This is a genomic window from Streptomyces inhibens, assembly GCF_003389455.1.
Classification (GTDB): domain Bacteria; phylum Actinomycetota; class Actinomycetes; order Streptomycetales; family Streptomycetaceae; genus Streptomyces; species Streptomyces inhibens.
The window spans coordinates 1-17733 of sequence record NZ_QUAC01000062.1; the positions used below are offsets into that span (position 1 = coordinate 1).

Sequence of the window (17733 nt, forward strand, 5' to 3'; positions counted from 1 at the left end):
AGCACCGCGTGCCCAGCAGCACTCCGACACACTCAGTTCTTCAGTCCGACTCCGGCACCTGCTAGCGCCGCCACTTTCCCGGGTCTGGTGTGCGGGGCACCTCGTGCGCCGGGCGAGTGAGGTGACAGGAGCGGGTTCAGACGGGAACGATCAGGTCGATCCCGTAGGCCGCGACCGCGAGGCAGGCGGCGAAGCACAGCACGGCCGTGACAGCTGCCACCTTCTGGTGCCGGTCCGGGGGCGTGTCGGGGGCGGGTTCTTCGTGTCCGGCGCGGGCCCATGCTGCCAGGCCGAGCGAGAACATCACGACGACCACCACGGTGATCCCGAGGCTCACTCCGAAGACCCCGGCCAGAGTGCCCCAGTCGATGTCCATCCCGTTTCACCTTCCTCCGCCTCTGCCTCTTCCTCGGCGACGGCCCGCCCTCTCGGACCGGCTCAGGCGGTCGACCTGACAGTGGGCTTGGCAGCGCTTGCCGGCACCTCATTGACGTTCTCCGGGCTCACCGGGCGGCGGCGCGAGAGCACGTAGAAAGCCGCCGCGGCGGCCAGGGCGACACCCGCCACCAGGGCCACCCCCGCATCGCCCCGACCGGCCACCCACGCTGCCACGCCTCCCACGGCGGCCGCGGCCGGCAGTGTCAGCAGCCAGGACACCGCGATCCGCCCGGCGACGCCCCAGCGCACGTGCGCCAGCCTGCGCCCCAGCCCCGCGCCGAGGATGCTGCCCGTGCACACCTGCGTGGTCGACAGCGCGAAGCCCATGTGCGACGAGGCGAGGATCACCGCGGTCGCGCTGGTCTCGGCGGCGAAGCCCTGCGGGGCCTGGATGTCGGTGAGTCCCTTGCCCATGGTCCGGATGATCCGCCACCCGCCCGCATACGTGCCCAGGGAGATCGCCAGGCCCGCGCTCAGCACCACCCACCAGGGCGGCCCCGCGCCATGACTGAGCACCCCGCTCGAGATAAGCGCCAGGGTGATGACCCCCATCGTCTTCTGGGCGTCGTTGGTGCCGTGCGCCAGCGCCACCAAGGACGCCGACCCGATCTGACCCGCGCGAAAGCCCTTCCCGACGGCGCGGCGCGAGGTCCTCCGGGTGATCATGTAAGCGAGGTAGGTCGCCAGCAGCGCTATCACGCAGGCCACCACCGGCGAGGCCACCGCAGGGATCACGATCTTCTCGATGATCGCGCCGAAGCGCACCGCGGAACCCCCGGCCCCCACCCACACCGCGCCGATCAGCCCGCCGAACAGGGCATGGGACGAGCTGGAGGGCAGCCCGAGGAGCCAGGTGACCAGATTCCACAGGATCGCCCCGATCAGCCCGGCGAAGATCATCACCAGGGACACTTCGCTGTCTTGGACTATGCCGCCCGAGATGGTCTTGGCCACCTCTGTGGACAGGAAGGCTCCGGCCAGATTGAGCAGACCCGCGACGGCGACCGCGACCCGGGGGCTCAGCGCCCCGGTGGCGATGGAGGTGGCCATCGAGTTGGCGGTGTCGTGGAACCCGTTGGTGAAGTCGAAGGCCAGCGCGGTGAGGATCACGGCCACGAGCAGGAAGGAGACAGATGCCATCCCGGTCCTCCACGTCGAAGGCGGTCCGGCCGCGCGGGCCCACCGGGCCATACATGCGAACCGCCGGTCCCCTCCCACGCTAAGTGCCGCTCCGGATCGCCGCCAATGCGACGGCGCAGGCCGGTCGCTGGCGGCCGACTGCAGTCAGTGCCGTGCCGGACTCAGCGACGGGCGTTGAGTGGATACGACGACCTCGGAGCCGCGAAGCATTGCCGTGGTCCGCCTGGGTTCGCACCGCACCCAGGGGACAAGGATCCTGCCGAGCGGATGCCGCCCGCCAAGAACGACGCCTGCACCTGCGCTGCTGACCGGGGCGCCTCACAACACGGGCGGAATTCGACCGCTGACCGACCGAGATCAAGGCCCTCCGAAGGGTTTCGGACGGCTGCCGCGATGCGAAGGGAACGACACCCTACCGTGGAGGGAGCGGCGCAAGCGGCTTGGAACGATGCTGACTCGTGCTGACCTCTTAGGGAGAGTGCTGCCCTACCCTGAGAGGTCCTTCGTGTTGCCCATGGGGATCCATGTGTCAACAGCGTGCAGTGTCATCGGAGTTGAGTAATCCTCCGCTGCGCGGGCGTTTTCGACCTTTGGGGGAAGCCTAATTTGGTTCTTCCATAAGGACATGGATTACACCTGCATGCCCCTCGGGGAGCGACCCTACGATCTCCCTAGGTAAGGCAGCAAACATGCAGGTCAGATCCGGTTTCTGCGTCTCTTTCGGCATGTGCACGTGTGGCAGGGTGGAACTAGTGTCCTGAGTCGGAGATTCGTCGTTGGTTCGGTATGAGTCGTCCAGGTCCGAAGATTCCGCCGTTGTCGCTGACCGATGCCCAACGGGCTGTACTGGAGGGCTGGGTGCGTGGTCGTACGACCGCCCAGGCCCTCGCTCAGCGGTCGCGGATCGTGCTGGAGTGCGCCGACGGGCACTCGATCATGGAGGTCTCCCGTCGGCTGCGGATCACCCCGGACACGGTCTGCACCTGGCGGCGGCGCTTCCTCGAACGGGGTCTGGACGGCCTCTCAGACGATCCTCGGCCCGGCGTCCCACGGAAGATCACCGACGCGGATGTCGAGCGTGTGATCGTCAAGACGCTGGAGGAGAAAGTCGAAGAACGCGACGCATTGGTCGACCAGGTCGATGGCGGCGGCCACGGGGATGTCGCAGTCCGCGGTCTCGCGGATCTGGCGGGCATTCGCGCTGGCGCCGCATCGGTCGCGGACGTTCAAACTGTCAACCGACCCGCTGTTCATCGACAAGGTCCGCGATGTCGTGGGCCTCTATCTCGATCCGCCGGAGAAGGCTCTGGTCCTCTGCGTGGACGAGAAGTCGCAGATCCAAGCCCTCGACCGGTCCCAGCCAGTGCTGCCGATGGTCCCCGGCGTTCCCGAACGCCGCAGCCACGACTACGTCCGCGCCGGCACCACCACCCTGTTCGCCGCCCTGGAAGTCGCCACCGGCAAGGTGATCGGCTCCCTCCACGGCGCCACCGGGCCGTCGAGTTCAAGAAGTTCCTGGCCAAGCTCGACAAGGAAGTCCCCGCTGACCTTGATGTCCATCTGATCCTGGACAACTACGTCACCCACAAGACACCCGCGGTGAAGAAGTGGCTGCTGGCACACCCTGTACGGCTATCAGGAGCCCGCGATAACCCTTCCAAGGCGCCGTCATCGCCGCGGCGGTCTGCTTACTGCCGACGAATCTCCGACTCAGGTCACTAGGTCTGGCAGGGCTGATGCTGACCTGATGCCGAATTTCCTGATGGCCCATCAGGAGATCGTGATGGGGACGCAAGGGTCAGCACGTCGGTGCTTAGTGTCGCCGTACTGTGGCCGACGGCGTAATTGAGCCTGTGGTCGACTAGTAGGACTCCGTTACTGAGGTTGAACTCGTGGTGTCGTGCGGATGGTCAAGCCAAGGGGAGCCGTGTGGCCCGAACCGAGACGGCCATATGCCCTCGTTTGCTGACTCCTTCAGCCAAGACGTTCGGGAGCTCCGTCGGAGGCCCGCGGTTTGGAACGGCCTGTGGCGCGACTGGCGATCAAATGGGTCGCCAGTGAGATACTTGATTTCATGACGACGACGGTGTCCGGTGACTTCGAGCTGACCATGGACGAGTTGCGAGTCGTGGCACGCTACGTAGCAGAGACCGCACAGGAAGTCCTCCCTGTGTTCGAGGACGCCAGCCCCAGTGATCCTCGTCCTCGCGCAGCCCTTGATGCTGCATGGGAGTTCATCAACGGTGCGAGAAGGACCAAGCTGCAGCGTGTCACCTCGTTGGACGCACACCGAGCAGCGAAGGATGCTCCCACCGAAGCCTCACGTCTGGCTGCGCGCGCGGCCGGCGATGCCGCAGCTGCCGCGTACCTCCACCCGATCGCGAAAGCTCACCAGGTGGGCCACATCCTGCGCGCCGCTGCAAGTGCAGCGCGCATAGCTGAAATCAACGCAGGCGACGATACCGAAGTCGGGAACAAGATGATCGAGCAGGCTCGGCAGCGCGCCACACCGGTCTTGATCGATGTTCTTAATCGGTATCCCCTCGCGCCAGCTAGCAAGAACCGCGTTGCGCAACTGATGACCACCTTGGACGCTTCCCTGCGCGCGTCCCGCTGAGGGACCCCTCCTGCACACCCGACAGCTGGCCTACTCTACGAACCGCATTGCTGAACGACTCTCACACCACGTGGACCGGTCTGCGGGGTCCCGCCAGGGCCTCTTGGAGGGTGAGTCCGGTCTCGGCGAGGCATCCGTCTATGAGGTCGGCGCGGTATTGGATGCGGCGTAAGCCACGTCCGATGCATCGGATGAGATGCTCGGGAGTGCTGAAGACGACGTTCGACAGCCAGCCGCGCCGCAGCAGGGACCAGATGCCTTCGACCGGGTTGAGGGCAGGGGCGTAGAGCGGCAGGTAGTAGATGGTCAGCCAGTCTCTGGCTGCGGCGAACTCCCGCAGGCCGGCGGCCTTGTGGACGTTCAAGTTGTCCCAGATCAGCACGATTGGGCCGCCGAGTTGCTGGTGCGCGGCTATCAGCAGGTCACGGTAGTCACGCCAGGTGAAACTCTTGCGCCCGTTGCGTCGGCCGTCGTCACGGCGGGGTCGGTAGATCAGCCGCGAGCGCTGTCCGGGTTTGTAGCAGGTCAAGGCGGCGATCGAGACCCGTCGGCGGGAGCGGCCACGAACGCGTACGACGGGCGTGTTCCCGCGCCGGGACCAGGTCTTGACTTGCGGCGGCGTCATGGAGAAGCCGGCTTCGTCTTCGAAGACGAGCCAGGCTCCACGGGCCGCCGCGAGCCTTCCGCGCAGGGCCACACCTCCTTGACCCACCCCGCGACCGCCTCGTCGTCCCGTTCCACCGCGCGGCGGGCCGGCACCTGGCAGGACCAGCCATGGCGCACCAGCAGCTTCCGAACACCCTGGACCGTGTAGGTCAGCTGGAAGCGCCGCCCGATCACCGTCTTGACCCGGGACAACGTCCAGCGCTGGTCCTCCCAGCCGTGCGCAGCCGGACCCTGGGCAAGCTCCCGCTCCAGCTGCGCGAACTGCTCCTCGCTCAGCCAGGGCAGCGACGCAGGACCCTGCGACCGCAGCGCCCGCGGACCGCCCTCGGACCAGGTCCGCCGCCACCGCTGCACCGACCGGACACTCACCCGTAAGTCCTTCGCGATCAACGCGCTCGCATCACCGCGCTCGAACCGTTCAGCCGCCTGAAGCCGCAACTGCTCGCGAAACTGCTGCCGTTCGGCGGTCAGACCGCCGCCTTGTGGATACCGCACCCCGAGGTCATACCGCAGAGGACCAAGGACCGTCAGCCCCTACGACATCACGAGTTGAAGCTCAGTAGGTCGGTGTGGGTCTTGGCGGGCGGCGTCTGCCCGATCGTCTGGGCAGGGGGCGGTGGCAGGTGGTGCAGATACCGGTCCAGCAGTTCAGCAGGCTCTGGAGGGTGTCGAGAACCTGGTAGAGCGTGAGGCCGGTCTGCGGGCTTTTGGGGAGAGGCGGTGTTCGGTGAGGAAGGCGTGGGCGGCAGTGACCAGGGTGACGTGGTGGTGCCAGCCGTTCCAGGAGCGGCCCTCGAAGTGGTCCAGGCCGAGGCCGTGCTTGAGTTCTCGGTAGTCGTGCTCGATTCGCCAGCGGATCTTCGCCAGGCGGACCAGGTCGGCGATGGGTGTGTCCTCGGGCAGGTTGGACAGCCAGTAGTCGGTCGGCGCGTTGGCTCCTGCGGGCCACTCGACCAGCAAGGTGACCTCGGGCAGGACACCGTCCCAATAGCCGTGCCTGGCAACGGCGGCGGACTGGGTCAGACGACGGACCCGCACTCCGGCCGGCCGCACCCGCAGGGCCAGGAAGCGTGAACGCATCGGACCGCGTGAGCCTTCACGCCAGGTGACGTCGGTGAAGGACTGCCGTCCATGGCTGGTGGCGAGTGCGGCCACCGGGGACGGCTGTCGCGGTAGCGGGGCTTGGGCTTGCGGCCGTCGCCGGACCACGGCGGTGCGGTGGGCACCGCGTCGTGCGGGTGGACGGTCACGTCCGAGCGGATGGCGACGATGTATCCGATGCCGCGGCTGTCCAGGCCATCCCGGAAGTCGGCGTTCTGGCCGTAGCCGGCGTCGGCCACCACCACCGGCGGCACCAGGCCCCATCCGGCCAGCTCATCGAGGATGTTCAGGGCCAGGCGCCACTTCTCCTGGTGCCCGATGTCCCCGGGTATCCCCGTCTTGTGCCGCCGGTCGGCGTCTGCGGCCCACTCCTCGGGCACAAACAGGCGCCAGTACAGCGGGCATGACGCGGTGTCGGAGATCGCGTGCACACTCACCGCGACCTGGCAGTTGGCCAGCTTGCCCAGTGCACCGCAGTACTGGTGCGCGACCGCCACCGACATCCGGCCGTCCTTGGGGAACGAAACGTCATCGACCGCCCAGGCATCCGGCCCGACCAGTGGCACCATCCGCTCCGCGATCCGCCGCCGCACCGGCACCGGATCCCAGGTGGACTGGTTCACGAACTGTTGCAGGTTCTGCTCGTTGCCGTCCGGCAGCCGCTCAGCCATCGGCTGGATCGACTTGCGCCGCCCGTCCAGCATCAACCCCCGCAGATAGCAGTCCCCCTTCGCCGGCTGATCCTTCCGCGGCACCGATGCGAACACATCCGCCACAAACGCCGATAACTCCGCCCGCAAACCCTCAACCTGCCGCACGTCCATCCGACCAACATGCGACACCCGAACTTGATCGGGAAGACCTAACGGAGCCCTACTAGTGACCTGAGTCAGAGATTTCCCGTTGGTTGGGTGTGGGCCGACGAGATCCTCGACAAGGTCGCCGCCTGCTGCCACCGAAACTCTGACTCACGTCACTAGGACCTGTCTTGCCGATCAGGCCCTGGCGGGCCGGGCGCGGACCTGTAGGCTCCGCGCCCGTGGACGACATACGACAGACAACCATCGCCTTCAGCGGAATCCTGACGCGGGAGGAGTTCGACGAGGCCGTCGCAGCGACCGGGTGGTTCCGGCGCCTGCGGTGGCTCATCGTCGTGGCTGCGGTCCTGATGGCGGCGCTGAGCCTGAGGCCCTCCGCTCACGGCGGCCCGGTCAACGCCGGCCTGCTGACGCTCGCTCTGGTCTATGGTGTGCTCGGCCTGTTCCTGCCCCCGCTGCTCGCCGGCCGCATGTTCCGCGCCGACCAGGCCACGGGGGAGAAGCAGGCCGTCGTCGACGACGCCGGCTTCGTCGTCTCCCGCGGCTCCGAGGAGCTCATGCGGGTGCCGTGGCGCACCCTGTACCGCTCCTACGAGACGGAGCGGGTCTACGTCGTGACCGGCCGCCTCGGCTGGAAGACCAGCCTGCTGATCGTGCCCAAGCGGCTGCTCACCGGGTCCGGCGAGACCGAGTTGATGGGCGTTCTGCTGGAGACCCGGGTCCGCCGTTCCAAGAGCCGCCGGACACAAGGCCGCTAGTGACCTGAGACGGAGATTCGGTGGCAGTAGGCGGCGACCTTGTCGAGGATCTCGTCGGCGGTCTTGGTCCAGACGAAGGGCCGGGGTTGGTTGTTCCAGTCGGCGAGCCACGTCCGGATGTCGCGTTCGAGGGCCTGGACGGAGCGGTAGACGCCTCGCTTGAGTTTCTTCTGGGTGAGCTCGGCGAACCACCGCTCCACCAGGTTCAGCCACGACGCACTCGTGGGCGTGAAGTGCAGGTGGAACCGCGGGTGCGCCAGCAGCCACTTCTTCACATCCGGTGTCTTGTGTGTCGCGTAGTTGTCGAGGATCAGGTGTACCTGGAGGTCGGCCGGGACCTCCTTGTCCACCTTGGTCAGGAACTTCTTGAACTCGGCTGCTCGATGGCGGCGGTGGAGCGATCCGATGACCTTGCCGGTGGCGACCTCAAGGGCGGCGAACAGGGTCGTGGTGCCAGCCCGGATGTAGTCGTGGCTGCGGCGTTCGGGGACACCGGGCATCGTCGGCAGGACCGGCTGGGACCGGTCCAGGGCCTGGATCTGCGACTTCTCATCCACGCAGAGGACCAGGGCCTTCTCCGGCGGATCGAGATAGAGGCCGACGACGTCCCGGACCTTGTCGATGAACAGCGGATCCGTCGACAGCTTGAACGTCTGCGAGCGGTGCGGGGCCAGGGCGAACGCCCGCCAGATCCGCGAGATGGCCGACTGGGACATCCCGGTGGCCGCGGCCATCGACCGCGTTGACCAGTGGGTGGCGTTCTTGGGAGTCTCCTCCAGGGTCTTGACGATCACCCGCTCGACATCCGCGTCGGTGATCTTCCTCGGAACACCTGGACGCGGTTCGTCGTGCATGCCCTCCAGGCCGCGGTCAAGGAACCGCCGCCGCCAGGTGCGGACGGTATCCGGAGCGATCCCCAGACGGCGCGACACCTCCGCGATCGAATGACCTTGAACGCACTCCAGGACGATCCGGGACCGCAGAGCAAGAGCCTGCGCCGTCGACCGGCGACGCACCCAGCCCTCAAGCACAGCCCGCTGGGCACCAGTCACCGACAAAGCTGGGATCTTCGGTCCAGGACGACTCACGTCCAACCAACGACAAACCTCTGACTCAGGTCACTAGGGCACCCTAAGGGCTGTCCCGTAATTGATCTTTCACGTGCTCGATGACCTGGCTGTTTGCCCGTTACCCCGCGAGGGTGAGGTTGTGCAGGCGGGCGATGCCGAGCATGGCGTGATGGACGCCGTCACCCTTGAGGCGGCAGTCGCGCAGGATCTTCCAGGTCTTCATGCGGGCGAAAGTGTGCTCGACGCGAGGACGGACCTTGCGGTGGGAGGTGTTGTGCTCCTCCTTCCAAACCGGGAGTTCGGTCTGGCCGCGTTCGCGGCGGTGCGGGATGACCAGGCCGGTGCCCCGGTAGCCGCCGTCCGCGATCACCGTGGTTTTGCCGATGGCGTCCTTGGTGCCGGACAGTTCCCACGCCTTGCAGTCGTTGCGGTTGCCGGGCAGCGGCCGGCCGACGGCGACGACGAGCCGGGTGTCGGCATCGATCACGACCTGGTGGTTGGTCGAGTACCGGTAATTCTTCGACTGCTCGGCAACGCTGTGATCACGCGTGGGGACCAGGGTGCCGTCCACGATCAGCACGGTGTCCTTGCGGAACCGCTTGCGCTGTTGCAGTGCCAGCGTGGGCCCGAGGTGGTCGATGACGCGGTCGGCTCCAGCACCTCTTCGCCGTCTGCCGTCTACGGCTGCACCCAGGTGCCACAACTCGCCACAGGACCTGTCTGGAGTCGCAGCAAGGCCGCGTCAACCACCACCCACCGGGCCCGCCCCCCACCGCAGGGGCCCCCGCCGGCACCAGCCGACGGGGGCTCCTCACCTCTCACGCCGTATCACACACGTATCACCAACAGGGGCGACGCTCCTGGACCCAAGCGTCTGACCTGCGCTTACGCGCCATGCGTGGACCAGTTGGACCCCACAGGACGCTATTTAACAACCTGTGCCATGTGGTTCCGCTGTCGACGGCCACGTCGTGCAGAGGCACCTGCTGGCGGCAACGCGCTGCTCAGCTGGCCTGGCAGGTCCTACGGCCCGCACACGGGTGCCGGGGCTGAACTGGGCGCGGGTGGAGCCCGACTGGTGGATCGCCATAGGGCTGCTGTAGTCGATCCGGGTGCAGCGGCCGATGTCGGCTTCGCGGTGAGGGACTGTCAGTGGGGCGCCCTACGCTCCTGCTGTGAATTTCTTCCATAACCCCAACAGCCATCCCGACCGCAATCCTGACAACATGTCAGAACGTGTCTATCTCCGGCTGATAGCCGATGACATGCTGCCGCCGGAGATCGTCGACGCCTACGAGTACGTGCGGCCCGTGGCGGAGGGTCTCGTCGAGGCCCTCTCCCTCGACCTGGGCGACGCCGTCAGCATGCTCAGGGACTGTGACGTGGCGCAGTACGGCGGGCTGGAAAAGCTGCGGGCGGCCGGACGGGCCAACCTCCTGAAGGATCCGTTCGAGTACGACACGGCCGAGCTCGATGACGGCACGGTCCTCCACCTCGTCGCCGGCGACTCCCATTACGTGGGGAGCCAGGTGCTGGTGCTCGACGAGGTTATGCGGACCACGCACGGACACCCGCCGCCGCCCGAAGGCGTGCTGGTCGCCGTCCCCGGCCGGCACCACTTCGCCTTCCACCCGATCATGGACCACCATGCGGGCACGGCCGTCAAAGCCCTGGCATCCTTCGGCCTCGAATCGTACGAAAACGACGCCGACGAAGGGAACGGCCCCATCTCCCCGTACCTGTACTGGTGGCGTGACGGAACCCTGACCTCGCTGACCGCCTTCGACAACAGAGACGGCACGCTCACGATCGAGGTGCCGGGGGAGCTAGAGCCGATCATGGGCCCGTCGGCCTAGCGGCGCGGCCGCCGGGGGTCGGCGCGCCTGCCCCCGGCCTCTTCGGCGTACAGCTCGAATGACAGCGACCCAGACCTGTTTTCTCCCATCGATGGGGACACTGCCGCGCATCGCCGTGCCAGCCGCCGCGGAATCCCCCGCGATATCCGCATGTCCCTCGTCGTCGTGGAGCTCGCTTTGCATGTTCCTGCCACGATGGGCCGCGGGTGCGCGGTTGGCGCGGGAGGAGGCCCTGTCGCCAGCCACGGCGGCGGGCCGAGTGCGGGGACGGCCGACGGGCAGGCAGATGCGCACTTTCTTCAGGACCGGGATGAACTGGGGACTGTCGGCGGCCTGCCCGGCGGTCAGGACAAGCGCCATCGGTCGGCGGCCAGGGATCTTGGTGGTCAGCCCGCCGCGGGACCGTCCGAGCAAGGCCGCCTTCAGCCGGGCCCGCAGCCTGAGGCGGGTGCGTCGCCGTTCGACCCAAACCGGGTCGCTTTCGTCGCCCTGTTGTCCGTTGTGTTCCTCGGATGCTTGCCCGCTCTAGCCGGCGGACACGCGTCCGGGCGACGACTGGCTTACTTCATAGGTACGCACCGGCACTTCATGGGATGCGTGAGCTGGCGTATGCCAGCTGTGGAACGCCGCGAAATTCCACGCGCCAACGCCAGGCATTCCCCACGGGGGCCGCGGTCCTGTTCCGGCTTGCCCTTGCCCGGGGTTTCGACGGCGTCGGGCTACCGTCCCAGACTGAGTAGCCCCAGACGCCTACCTCCGCTCCCAGAGGCGGGTACAGCGACATCCGCTGACAAGTTTCCTGCCTTATCCCTCTTCGTGGGCCTGAACTGGTCATTCCTGCGATCGGTGGGCCCAGGAACTCTGAGTAAGGCCCGTTTCCGGTTGCAGCTCGTACGGCTTTGGAAACTTGGCCGCCTGGAACCCCCCGGCGACTGAACCGCCAATTGAGCAACGCAACTCGATCGTTCTCGTAAGGCAACGTCGGCGAGGTCGTCCGCGGGACCGGTGCGAGACGGCCCGTCCACTCCCCGATTCAGTGCATGCGACGTAAATGAAGTGACACAACATCAGATCCATCTGACGACACGTCATCCAAGTCGGCATTGGGTCAGCATGCGTCCTGCCAGAGGTGGTGACAGGTGGCGACACATGCACATGCACCAATCCACTCTGCACCACCCCTGAGCTGCATAGATGCTGGCCAACCCTCTACACCCGCAACGTTGCCGCCAACCCGGTGTCAATGGAAGCCGAAGAGATACGGCAAGGCATCGTTGCAGGTCAGGGGGTATTTAGGGGTCAGCAAGTCAGTACGAAGTCAGCATCGGCGGCGCTACGCCGGGGAACAGACCGACTCCCGGGGGTCATGCGGCACGCCGTGGTCCAGACCTCCGCAGCGTGCGGGGTCAAGACCCGATGCCAGTTGTCGCACCACAGTACAGCTCTCCCCGAAGTTGCAAACAGCCGTCAGACTGACAGGTGTTGGGCCGAGAGGATGCCGCTGGCAACCAATGCCCGTTTCATCTACCTCTCCGACTGGGTCGGCACTACGCTGCGTTGGCCCCAACCACTGTCCACCGCGAGCGGGGCACCCTTTGACAAGCACGTCGTCGTTGCCTTCCACAGCCCTCCCTGCGAATGTCGGCCAGGTCCTTAGTACCCCCAGCCGCATACGCAACGATCACGACGCCCGGACGTGACCACGAAGCTTTGCGCGCTAATGCTCAAGCCCTGGCCCACAACGCAATGGACGTGCTCTGCCGGGCTAACGGTGCCCATCAGGTGCTCTTCATTGTTGGCCGGAGCCTCGGCGAGGCTGGTCAGGTCGACGCCGCCACTCACCACTTCCAGCACCTATTCAAGACTGCTTACGATCGTTTAGGTCCGGACCACGACGCCACCATGACTACTCGGGGATACCTCGCTCTGATGCTGGGGAAGTTGGGGACGCGGCCGGTGCCGCTGCCGCCTTCGAAGAGTTGCTGGCCGACTGGACACGGGTGCTGGGCCCGAACCACCCAAACGCCCTAGCTAACCAGCAAGACCTGGCTCGCTGGCAGGAGCAGGCGAGAGCCCATACTGTTCGCTAATCGGCGGCATCGGCTTCACATCGCTGCCCGAGGCGCTCGACACAACTACCCCAGGCGGAAGCCTGGTTTTCCCACGTCTTCGCCGCTCTCGCGGAGTTCATCCACGGACTCATCGCGCAGGGCGCCAACGCAGGGCCCCTCCGGGCACCGTGTGATGTCTCGGCAAGCCCCAGTTCGACCAATTCTCGGCTCTTCCGCGCTTCCGTCATCCTCCGCACGGCTGATGGTAGGGGTGGATTCGGCCTACCGCTTGATTCCAGCGCGCCTTGCTGATCGGGTGCGGGCCGAGGGAACAGAGGTAGCGGTAGGCGTCCTCGGCCTTGTAGTCGGTGAGCCGGATGCCGTCTCCGCCGCCTGGCAGTATGTCTGTTGTCATGGCCAGCGTCCGGCCGTCGGGGCTGAACTCGGCCGGGTCCGCATAGGGGTCCGGCAGCGGGCCTTCGTCCGAGGGATGCGCGGGGTTCCCGACGTCCCACAGGTGGGCCTGCCCACCAAAGCCCGGCTGCTCGGCCAGGGTGCGCAGGTCGGGACTGAGCGAGAAGGAATTCCGCTCGCCCTCTCCGGTAACCACCCCGATCCGCTGTGGATGTGCGGCGGTGTCGCCGATGTTCCACAAGGTGATGCTGGAGTCGTTGGCGGTGGCCACGGCGAGCGTATCTTTGCCGATGAAACCCGCATGCTGCACTTTTGCCGAGATTCCACCCGCCGGCACACCCTTGGGATGCCGGGGATCTGCCAGATTCCACATGAACAGAGCACCCTCGAAGTCCCACATAGCGAGCAGGCGTGTTCTGCCGTTGTACGCGAGGCCGCCGATGTTCCCGGGCTCACGGAAGTGGAACAGGTGCTGCGGTGCGGCGACGTTCCACAGGTGCGCACCCGTGTCGTCCCAGACCAGCAGCATCTTGTCGTTCAGCAAATGCGTGAAGAGCGCCGAGGACCGGCCTTTGACCTGCACCGGGATCGTGCGGCCAGGCCGGGGCCGACCCGGGTCGGTGATGTCGAAGACGGCGACAGCCGGGCGGTCTTCCGTGCCTATCGCCAGCGTCCGTCCGTTGTTGGAGACCGTTGCGTTGCCGACCGCCGCCAACTGCGACTTCCTTCTGGGGTGCCGGGGATCGTGCATATCCCACAGGGCGACCTTGGTCCGGTCCTTGTTCTGTGTGATCAGCGTCCTTCCGTCACCAATGAAGTTGGCGCAGGTCCACTCCTGCGTTAACGCATAGGCGACCGCAGGGTGATGAGGGTCTCTCACGTCCCAGATCTGGGTACGGTTCGGCGGATCCGTGGACGCTGAGACGGCAAGCAGCCGCCCGTCGGCGCTGAATGCTGTGCCAGGTATATCCGAACCGTCGGCGGCGACGTTCCCTGGTAGCGCGGGCGGGGTTGCCGAGGTCCACAGCTGCGCCGAGCCTTTGTCACCGCCGCTGGCGAATGTGGAGCCGTCCGGGCTGTAGGCGACCGCGTAGACAGGCAGTGTGGTGGGGTAGCTGGTGAAGACGCCGACCTTCCGTGCATCCGGGGAGCCGGCGTCGGCCTTGGTTTCCCACTGCTCGATCGTCCCGGTCGCGTCAGCGGCAAGGAATGTCTTGCCGTCCGGCTTGAACGAGATCGACAAGATGTCGCCCTGGCCCTTCACCGAGAACGCTTCCACGCTCGCGGCCACTGGTCGGTGGATTTTGGTGGTGTCCCACACCTTCATGGCCCCCAGCACCCCGCCGGCAGCGAGCAGAGTGCCCTGCGGGTTGAAGGCCAGGCTCTGGACCGAATCGGCCCGCAACGTGACCACCGGAGCCTTGCCCGCCCGGCCACGACCGTCGAGGTCCCACAGCGTGACCCTGCTGGTGCCCCGGCCGGGCCCGGTCGCGGCGGTGCCGACGGCGAGCGCCCTTCCCTTGGGCGCGAAGGCGACGGCATGCACGTCCGCCGTGCCGGCCGTCACGGGCGGGAGTTGTGTCGGGTTGTCGACCGAGGTCGTGTCCCAAAGGTGAACGACTCCGTGCGCGCCTGTCACGGCGAGCAGCGAGCCGTCCGGGCTGAAGGCGATCTGGGGCGGAATGATCGCCGAGCTTGTTCGGTGGGCTAGGGAGACGGGCTTGGACGGGTCGGCTACGTCCCACAGGGTCAGCGAGCGCTCGGTCTGCACAGCGAGCGTGTGTTTGTGGGGCTGGTAGGCGATGGCCGCGAGCCCATCGGCGTGGATGACCCCGCGAGCGACCGGACGGTTGACCTTGGAGATGTCCCACAGCCGTACCGTGCTGTCCTTTGCGGAGGCGGCAAGGACGTGGCCGTCGCCGCTGTAGGCCACGTTGAACACCCGGTTGGTGGGCCCGGTCAGGGCGACCGAAGCCGTCGTCACGTACGAGTGCAGCACACTGGTGCCGGCCTCGGAGGTGGGAGAGATGTCATAGGCGGCCAGGCTCAGCTCAAGGGCCGTCGCCGGGTCGCCTTTGCGCAATGAGTCGGCGAGCAGCGCGAGTTGCCGAGAGGCGATGGCGTCGGCCCGGTCGGCTGCCACCCGGCTCTGCTGCACGGCGATCAGGCCGCTGAGCAGCGCGGCCACCGTGGCGCCGACGACCGCCAGCTTTGATGCTCTGCGCAGTCGGTGGCTGCGCAGGCTCCGCTCCAGGAAGCGCTGTTCGGTGGAGGTGAGTGTCGCACGTCGGCCGGCGTCGGCGGACCACTTGCGAGCTTCGGCCAGGCGCGGGCCGCCGTACAGGATCGTGCGGTCGTGGGTGCTGTGCCATTCGCGTGCCGCGTCAACGAGCTGACGGTGAATCAGCAGTCCGCGCCGATCCTCGTCGATCCACCCCCGCAGCCGCGGCCACGAGCGCAGCAGCGCCTCGTGGGCGATCTGGGCGGTGCGGCCGTCGAGACTGATCAGCCGCGCGTCGGCCAGCGCATCCGAGGCTGCCGCGAGGTGCGCCGCCTCGGCCTCCGGGCGTGCTGCAGCCAGCTCGGCCAGGTCGACCCGTCGTCGGGTGTCCTCCAGGTCCCTGCCGACGTGCACCATGCGCAGGAGCAGCAACCGGGCAGCCTTTCGAGCGCCCGGGTCGAGCCCTTGGTAGACGAGATCGGCCTGCCGGGTAACGGCATTCCACACCCCTCCGCTCGACTCGTACCGCCGGATGAGCAGATCGCGGCCTTCGCGGTGCACCCAGGTCTGCTCCAGTGCGTACGAGAGCAGGGGGAGAAAACCGAACTCGGTGGGCTGCCGCTGGTCCCCGCCGATTCGCAGGTCGCGCAGGACCAGTCCGCTCAGGCCCTCCTCCAGCCGGTAGCCGGCCACGGTGGCAGGCCGTTCGATAGCGTCCCGCAGTTCGTCAGGTGTCATCGGCAACACCGGCACCTGGTACTCCCGGAATGTCGGGGCCAGTTCCGGGAAGGCCAAGCAGCGGCTGTAGAAATCGGCGCGGACCGCGATCACGACCATGGCTGCCGCGGGCCGAGCCCCGTCCGGTCCGCCAAGCGAGCACAGTGCATCGACGAAAGCGTGGCGCTCGGTCTCGTCGGCGCACTCGGTGAACAGTTCCTCAAACTGGTCCACCAGGACCAGCAGCCGGCCGTCGTCACCGTCCTGCCGGGCCAGTGCCTTCCTGACCAGCGTGGACAGCTGTCCTGGGTGCTCGCGCAGCCGCGCGGCGAGCGCGTCCTTGGGCATCCCCACATCATGGGCGAGCCGCCCGGCCAGCGTGTCCAGCGGATGGTCCCCAGGGGTCAGTGACAGGTGCGGCCACGTTTCCGATCCACCAACCCGCAGCTCTCCGCGCCGGATCGCCGGCACGAGCCCGGCGTGCAGCAGCGAGGATTTGCCCGCGCCCGACGGCCCGACGACAGCGACCGGGCCGCCTTCGTCGCACCACTCCGACATCTTCTGCAGCACTTCACCGACCAGCTCATCCCGGCCGAAGTAGTAGGCGGCGTCGTCGGCGGTGAACGAGCGAAGACCTAGGTACGGGCACGGCGACTCGGGCCCTTCCTGCTCCGGCTGCGGTGCCCTGTCCGGCGCTTGCGCCGGGCCGGCCGCCGGGTTGTTCGCCAGCACCAGCTCGCCTGCGCGGTCACTGAGATGCCGGTGGGGCTCAGGAAGCCCCTGACCGGGCAACGCACGACGCAGATGCCGGTACGCGTCCTCAACCGTCAGATCGGGCAGCCCGGCGGGGGCTCCCTCGCGTAGGAAAGACAGCAGCTCGCCAGTGAAGGCTGTGTACTGCGCCCCGACCGGAGCCAGGGCCTGCTCGTCGGCGGACGCCGAGGTCAGCACGTACGTGCCGCCAAGCGAGGCAAGCTCAAAGGCATGGGCGGCCGCAGTGCCGAACGCGCCCCGAGCGCGCCCGGCGAAGCAGCAGTCGAGCACCACTACGACCGAGCGAGCACGACACTCGCCGAGGATGTCCCGCACGGCCTGGTACGGCAGAGCGTTAAGCATCAGGCCGGTCACTGGATCGTCGGTCGCCCGCGTCGCCAGATACAGCTCGTTGCCCGGGCTGACCAGGCCGTGGCCCACGTAGTACAGGAGCCGCACGTCGGACGCCTCCGTGGCGGCATCCCTCAGAGCAGTACCCAGGGCGCGCGGGTCATCAGGGTCGGTGAGGGAGCGCAGGTGCTCCGGCCGCAGACCGCACTGCTCCACCAGGGTTCGACCCAGCTCGCGCACCGTCTCCTCAACGGCTGGCACGTCGGGCAGCAGCGAGCCCGGCACGTGACGCCCCGAGCCCACCACCAGAGCGCGGGAGCCCTTGGAACTCAGCGCGGGCGGCCGATTCGATAAACCCGACGGCGTCATCCGCTTTCCGTCCCTTCGTGGGAGGGAGCAAGATCCCGCGCCAAGTGCTCGACCGTCTCCCGCAACTCCTGAGCCGTCTGAGGCCGCACTATGTCCGCACTAATCTCCACCGCCGAACCGTCGGCCCTGGTGATCTTCACTTCCATCCGACCCGTCCGCCGCTTCAGCCACGTCACCGCGACCGTCGCGAACACCGTCAAGGCTCCGCCGTTCCCGAGGGCGACCGCCAGGACATCCATACCGGTGCCGAGTGCGCCCTCCTCCGGAGCCCCTGCTACCAGCCGTACCCGTCCCCGCAGTGATTCCTCCGCCACGGGCCACTCCCGCAACGACCGCACCTCGTCCGCGGGATGCTCGCCCGCAACTTCCACCCGTACGTCCACCCGGTCACGG

The 17733-nt window shown here is 67.2% G+C and carries 10 protein-coding genes and 4 pseudogenes; 4 read left to right on the forward strand and 10 right to left on the reverse strand.

Annotated elements, in window-relative coordinates; translation table 11 throughout:
• Nucleotides 1–136: 136 nt before the first annotated feature.
• Both DY245_RS08790 and DY245_RS08795 read right to left on the reverse strand, forming a co-directional pair.
• The gene (locus DY245_RS08790) at nucleotides 137–376 is read right to left on the reverse strand and encodes a hypothetical protein (protein ID WP_128505301.1); all 240 of its coding nucleotides are present in this window, start codon (nucleotides 374–376) and stop codon (nucleotides 137–139) included.
• Between the two features lie 62 nt (nucleotides 377–438).
• The gene (locus DY245_RS08795) at nucleotides 439–1578 is read right to left on the reverse strand and encodes an inorganic phosphate transporter (protein WP_128505303.1); all 1140 of its coding nucleotides are present in this window, start codon (nucleotides 1576–1578) and stop codon (nucleotides 439–441) included.
• A 786-nt stretch (nucleotides 1579–2364) separates the two neighbouring features.
• Between DY245_RS08795 and DY245_RS08800 the strand changes: the two are divergent.
• Together DY245_RS08800 and DY245_RS08805 are read left to right on the forward strand one after the other, a co-directional pair.
• Nucleotides 2365–3204 (forward strand): annotated as a pseudogene (locus DY245_RS08800) (IS630 family transposase); the annotation flags it as partial.
• Between the two features lie 448 nt (nucleotides 3205–3652).
• A complete protein-coding gene (locus DY245_RS08805) occupies nucleotides 3653–4195 on the forward strand; it encodes a putative immunity protein (protein ID WP_128505305.1) in 543 nt (180 codons plus the stop codon).
• Nucleotides 4196–4256: 61 nt separating this feature from the next.
• Here DY245_RS08805 and DY245_RS48195 read toward each other — a convergent pair.
• Together DY245_RS48195 and DY245_RS08820 are read right to left on the reverse strand one after the other, a co-directional pair.
• A protein-coding gene (locus DY245_RS48195) for an IS630 family transposase (RefSeq protein WP_425329360.1) occupies nucleotides 4257–5356 on the reverse strand; the annotation gives its coding sequence in 2 pieces (ribosomal slippage) (nucleotides 4257–4909 and nucleotides 4909–5356; 1101 coding nt in all).
• A 153-nt stretch (nucleotides 5357–5509) separates the two neighbouring features.
• Nucleotides 5510–6786: pseudogene (locus DY245_RS08820) on the reverse strand (IS701 family transposase).
• Nucleotides 6787–7001: 215 nt separating this feature from the next.
• Here DY245_RS08820 and DY245_RS08825 point away from each other — a divergent pair.
• A complete protein-coding gene (locus tag DY245_RS08825) occupies nucleotides 7002–7538 on the forward strand; it encodes a YcxB family protein (RefSeq protein WP_128505312.1) in 537 nt (178 codons plus the stop codon).
• On the opposite strand, the gene DY245_RS08830 is transcribed toward DY245_RS08825, so the two are convergent.
• Nucleotides 7535–8632: an IS630 family transposase gene (locus DY245_RS08830; protein ID WP_425329361.1), complete on the reverse strand. Its 1098-nt coding sequence runs from the start codon at nucleotides 8630–8632 to the stop codon at nucleotides 7535–7537. The two genes, DY245_RS08825 and DY245_RS08830, sit on opposite strands and share 4 nt — an antisense overlap.
• Nucleotides 8633–8726: 94 nt before the next feature.
• Nucleotides 8727–9266: pseudogene (locus DY245_RS08835) on the reverse strand (transposase); the annotation flags it as partial.
• A gap of 568 nt (nucleotides 9267–9834) precedes the next feature.
• Between DY245_RS08835 and DY245_RS08840 the strand changes: the two are divergent.
• A complete protein-coding gene (locus DY245_RS08840; protein ID WP_128505316.1) occupies nucleotides 9835–10464 on the forward strand; it encodes a hypothetical protein in 630 nt (209 codons plus the stop codon).
• 189 nt (nucleotides 10465–10653) lie between these two features.
• Here the strand turns inward: DY245_RS08840 and DY245_RS08845 are convergent.
• From DY245_RS08845 to DY245_RS08865, 4 genes and pseudogenes are all read right to left on the reverse strand, one after another.
• Nucleotides 10654–10953 (reverse strand): annotated as a pseudogene (locus DY245_RS08845) (hypothetical protein); the annotation flags it as partial.
• A gap of 1164 nt (nucleotides 10954–12117) precedes the next feature.
• Complete coding sequence (locus DY245_RS08850; RefSeq protein ID WP_128505318.1) at nucleotides 12118–12318, reverse strand: hypothetical protein; 201 nt, start codon at nucleotides 12316–12318, stop codon at nucleotides 12118–12120.
• A gap of 441 nt (nucleotides 12319–12759) precedes the next feature.
• Nucleotides 12760–17340, reverse strand: a complete 4581-nt coding sequence (locus DY245_RS08860; RefSeq protein WP_128505321.1) for a caspase, EACC1-associated type — start codon at nucleotides 17338–17340, stop codon at nucleotides 12760–12762.
• The gene (locus tag DY245_RS08865) at nucleotides 17337–17723 is read right to left on the reverse strand and encodes an effector-associated constant component EACC1 (RefSeq protein WP_128505323.1); all 387 of its coding nucleotides are present in this window, start codon (nucleotides 17721–17723) and stop codon (nucleotides 17337–17339) included. The genes DY245_RS08860 and DY245_RS08865 overlap by 4 nt, the downstream gene beginning before the upstream one ends.
• Between the last annotated feature and the right edge of the window lie 10 nt (nucleotides 17724–17733).

Excerpts from the sequence above, each read along its gene's own strand:
- DY245_RS08790 (WP_128505301.1), bottom strand. The coding sequence starts at position 376 with ATGGACATCGACTGGGGCACTCTGGCCGGGGTCTTCGGAGTGAGCCTC.
- DY245_RS08795 (WP_128505303.1), bottom strand. The coding sequence starts at position 1,578 with ATGGCATCTGTCTCCTTCCTGCTCGTGGCCGTGATCCTCACCGCGCTG.
- DY245_RS08805 (WP_128505305.1), top strand. The coding sequence starts at position 3,653 with ATGACGACGACGGTGTCCGGTGACTTCGAGCTGACCATGGACGAGTTG.
- DY245_RS08840 (WP_128505316.1), top strand. The coding sequence starts at position 9,835 with ATGTCAGAACGTGTCTATCTCCGGCTGATAGCCGATGACATGCTGCCG.
- DY245_RS08860 (WP_128505321.1), bottom strand. The coding sequence starts at position 17,340 with ATGACGCCGTCGGGTTTATCGAATCGGCCGCCCGCGCTGAGTTCCAAG.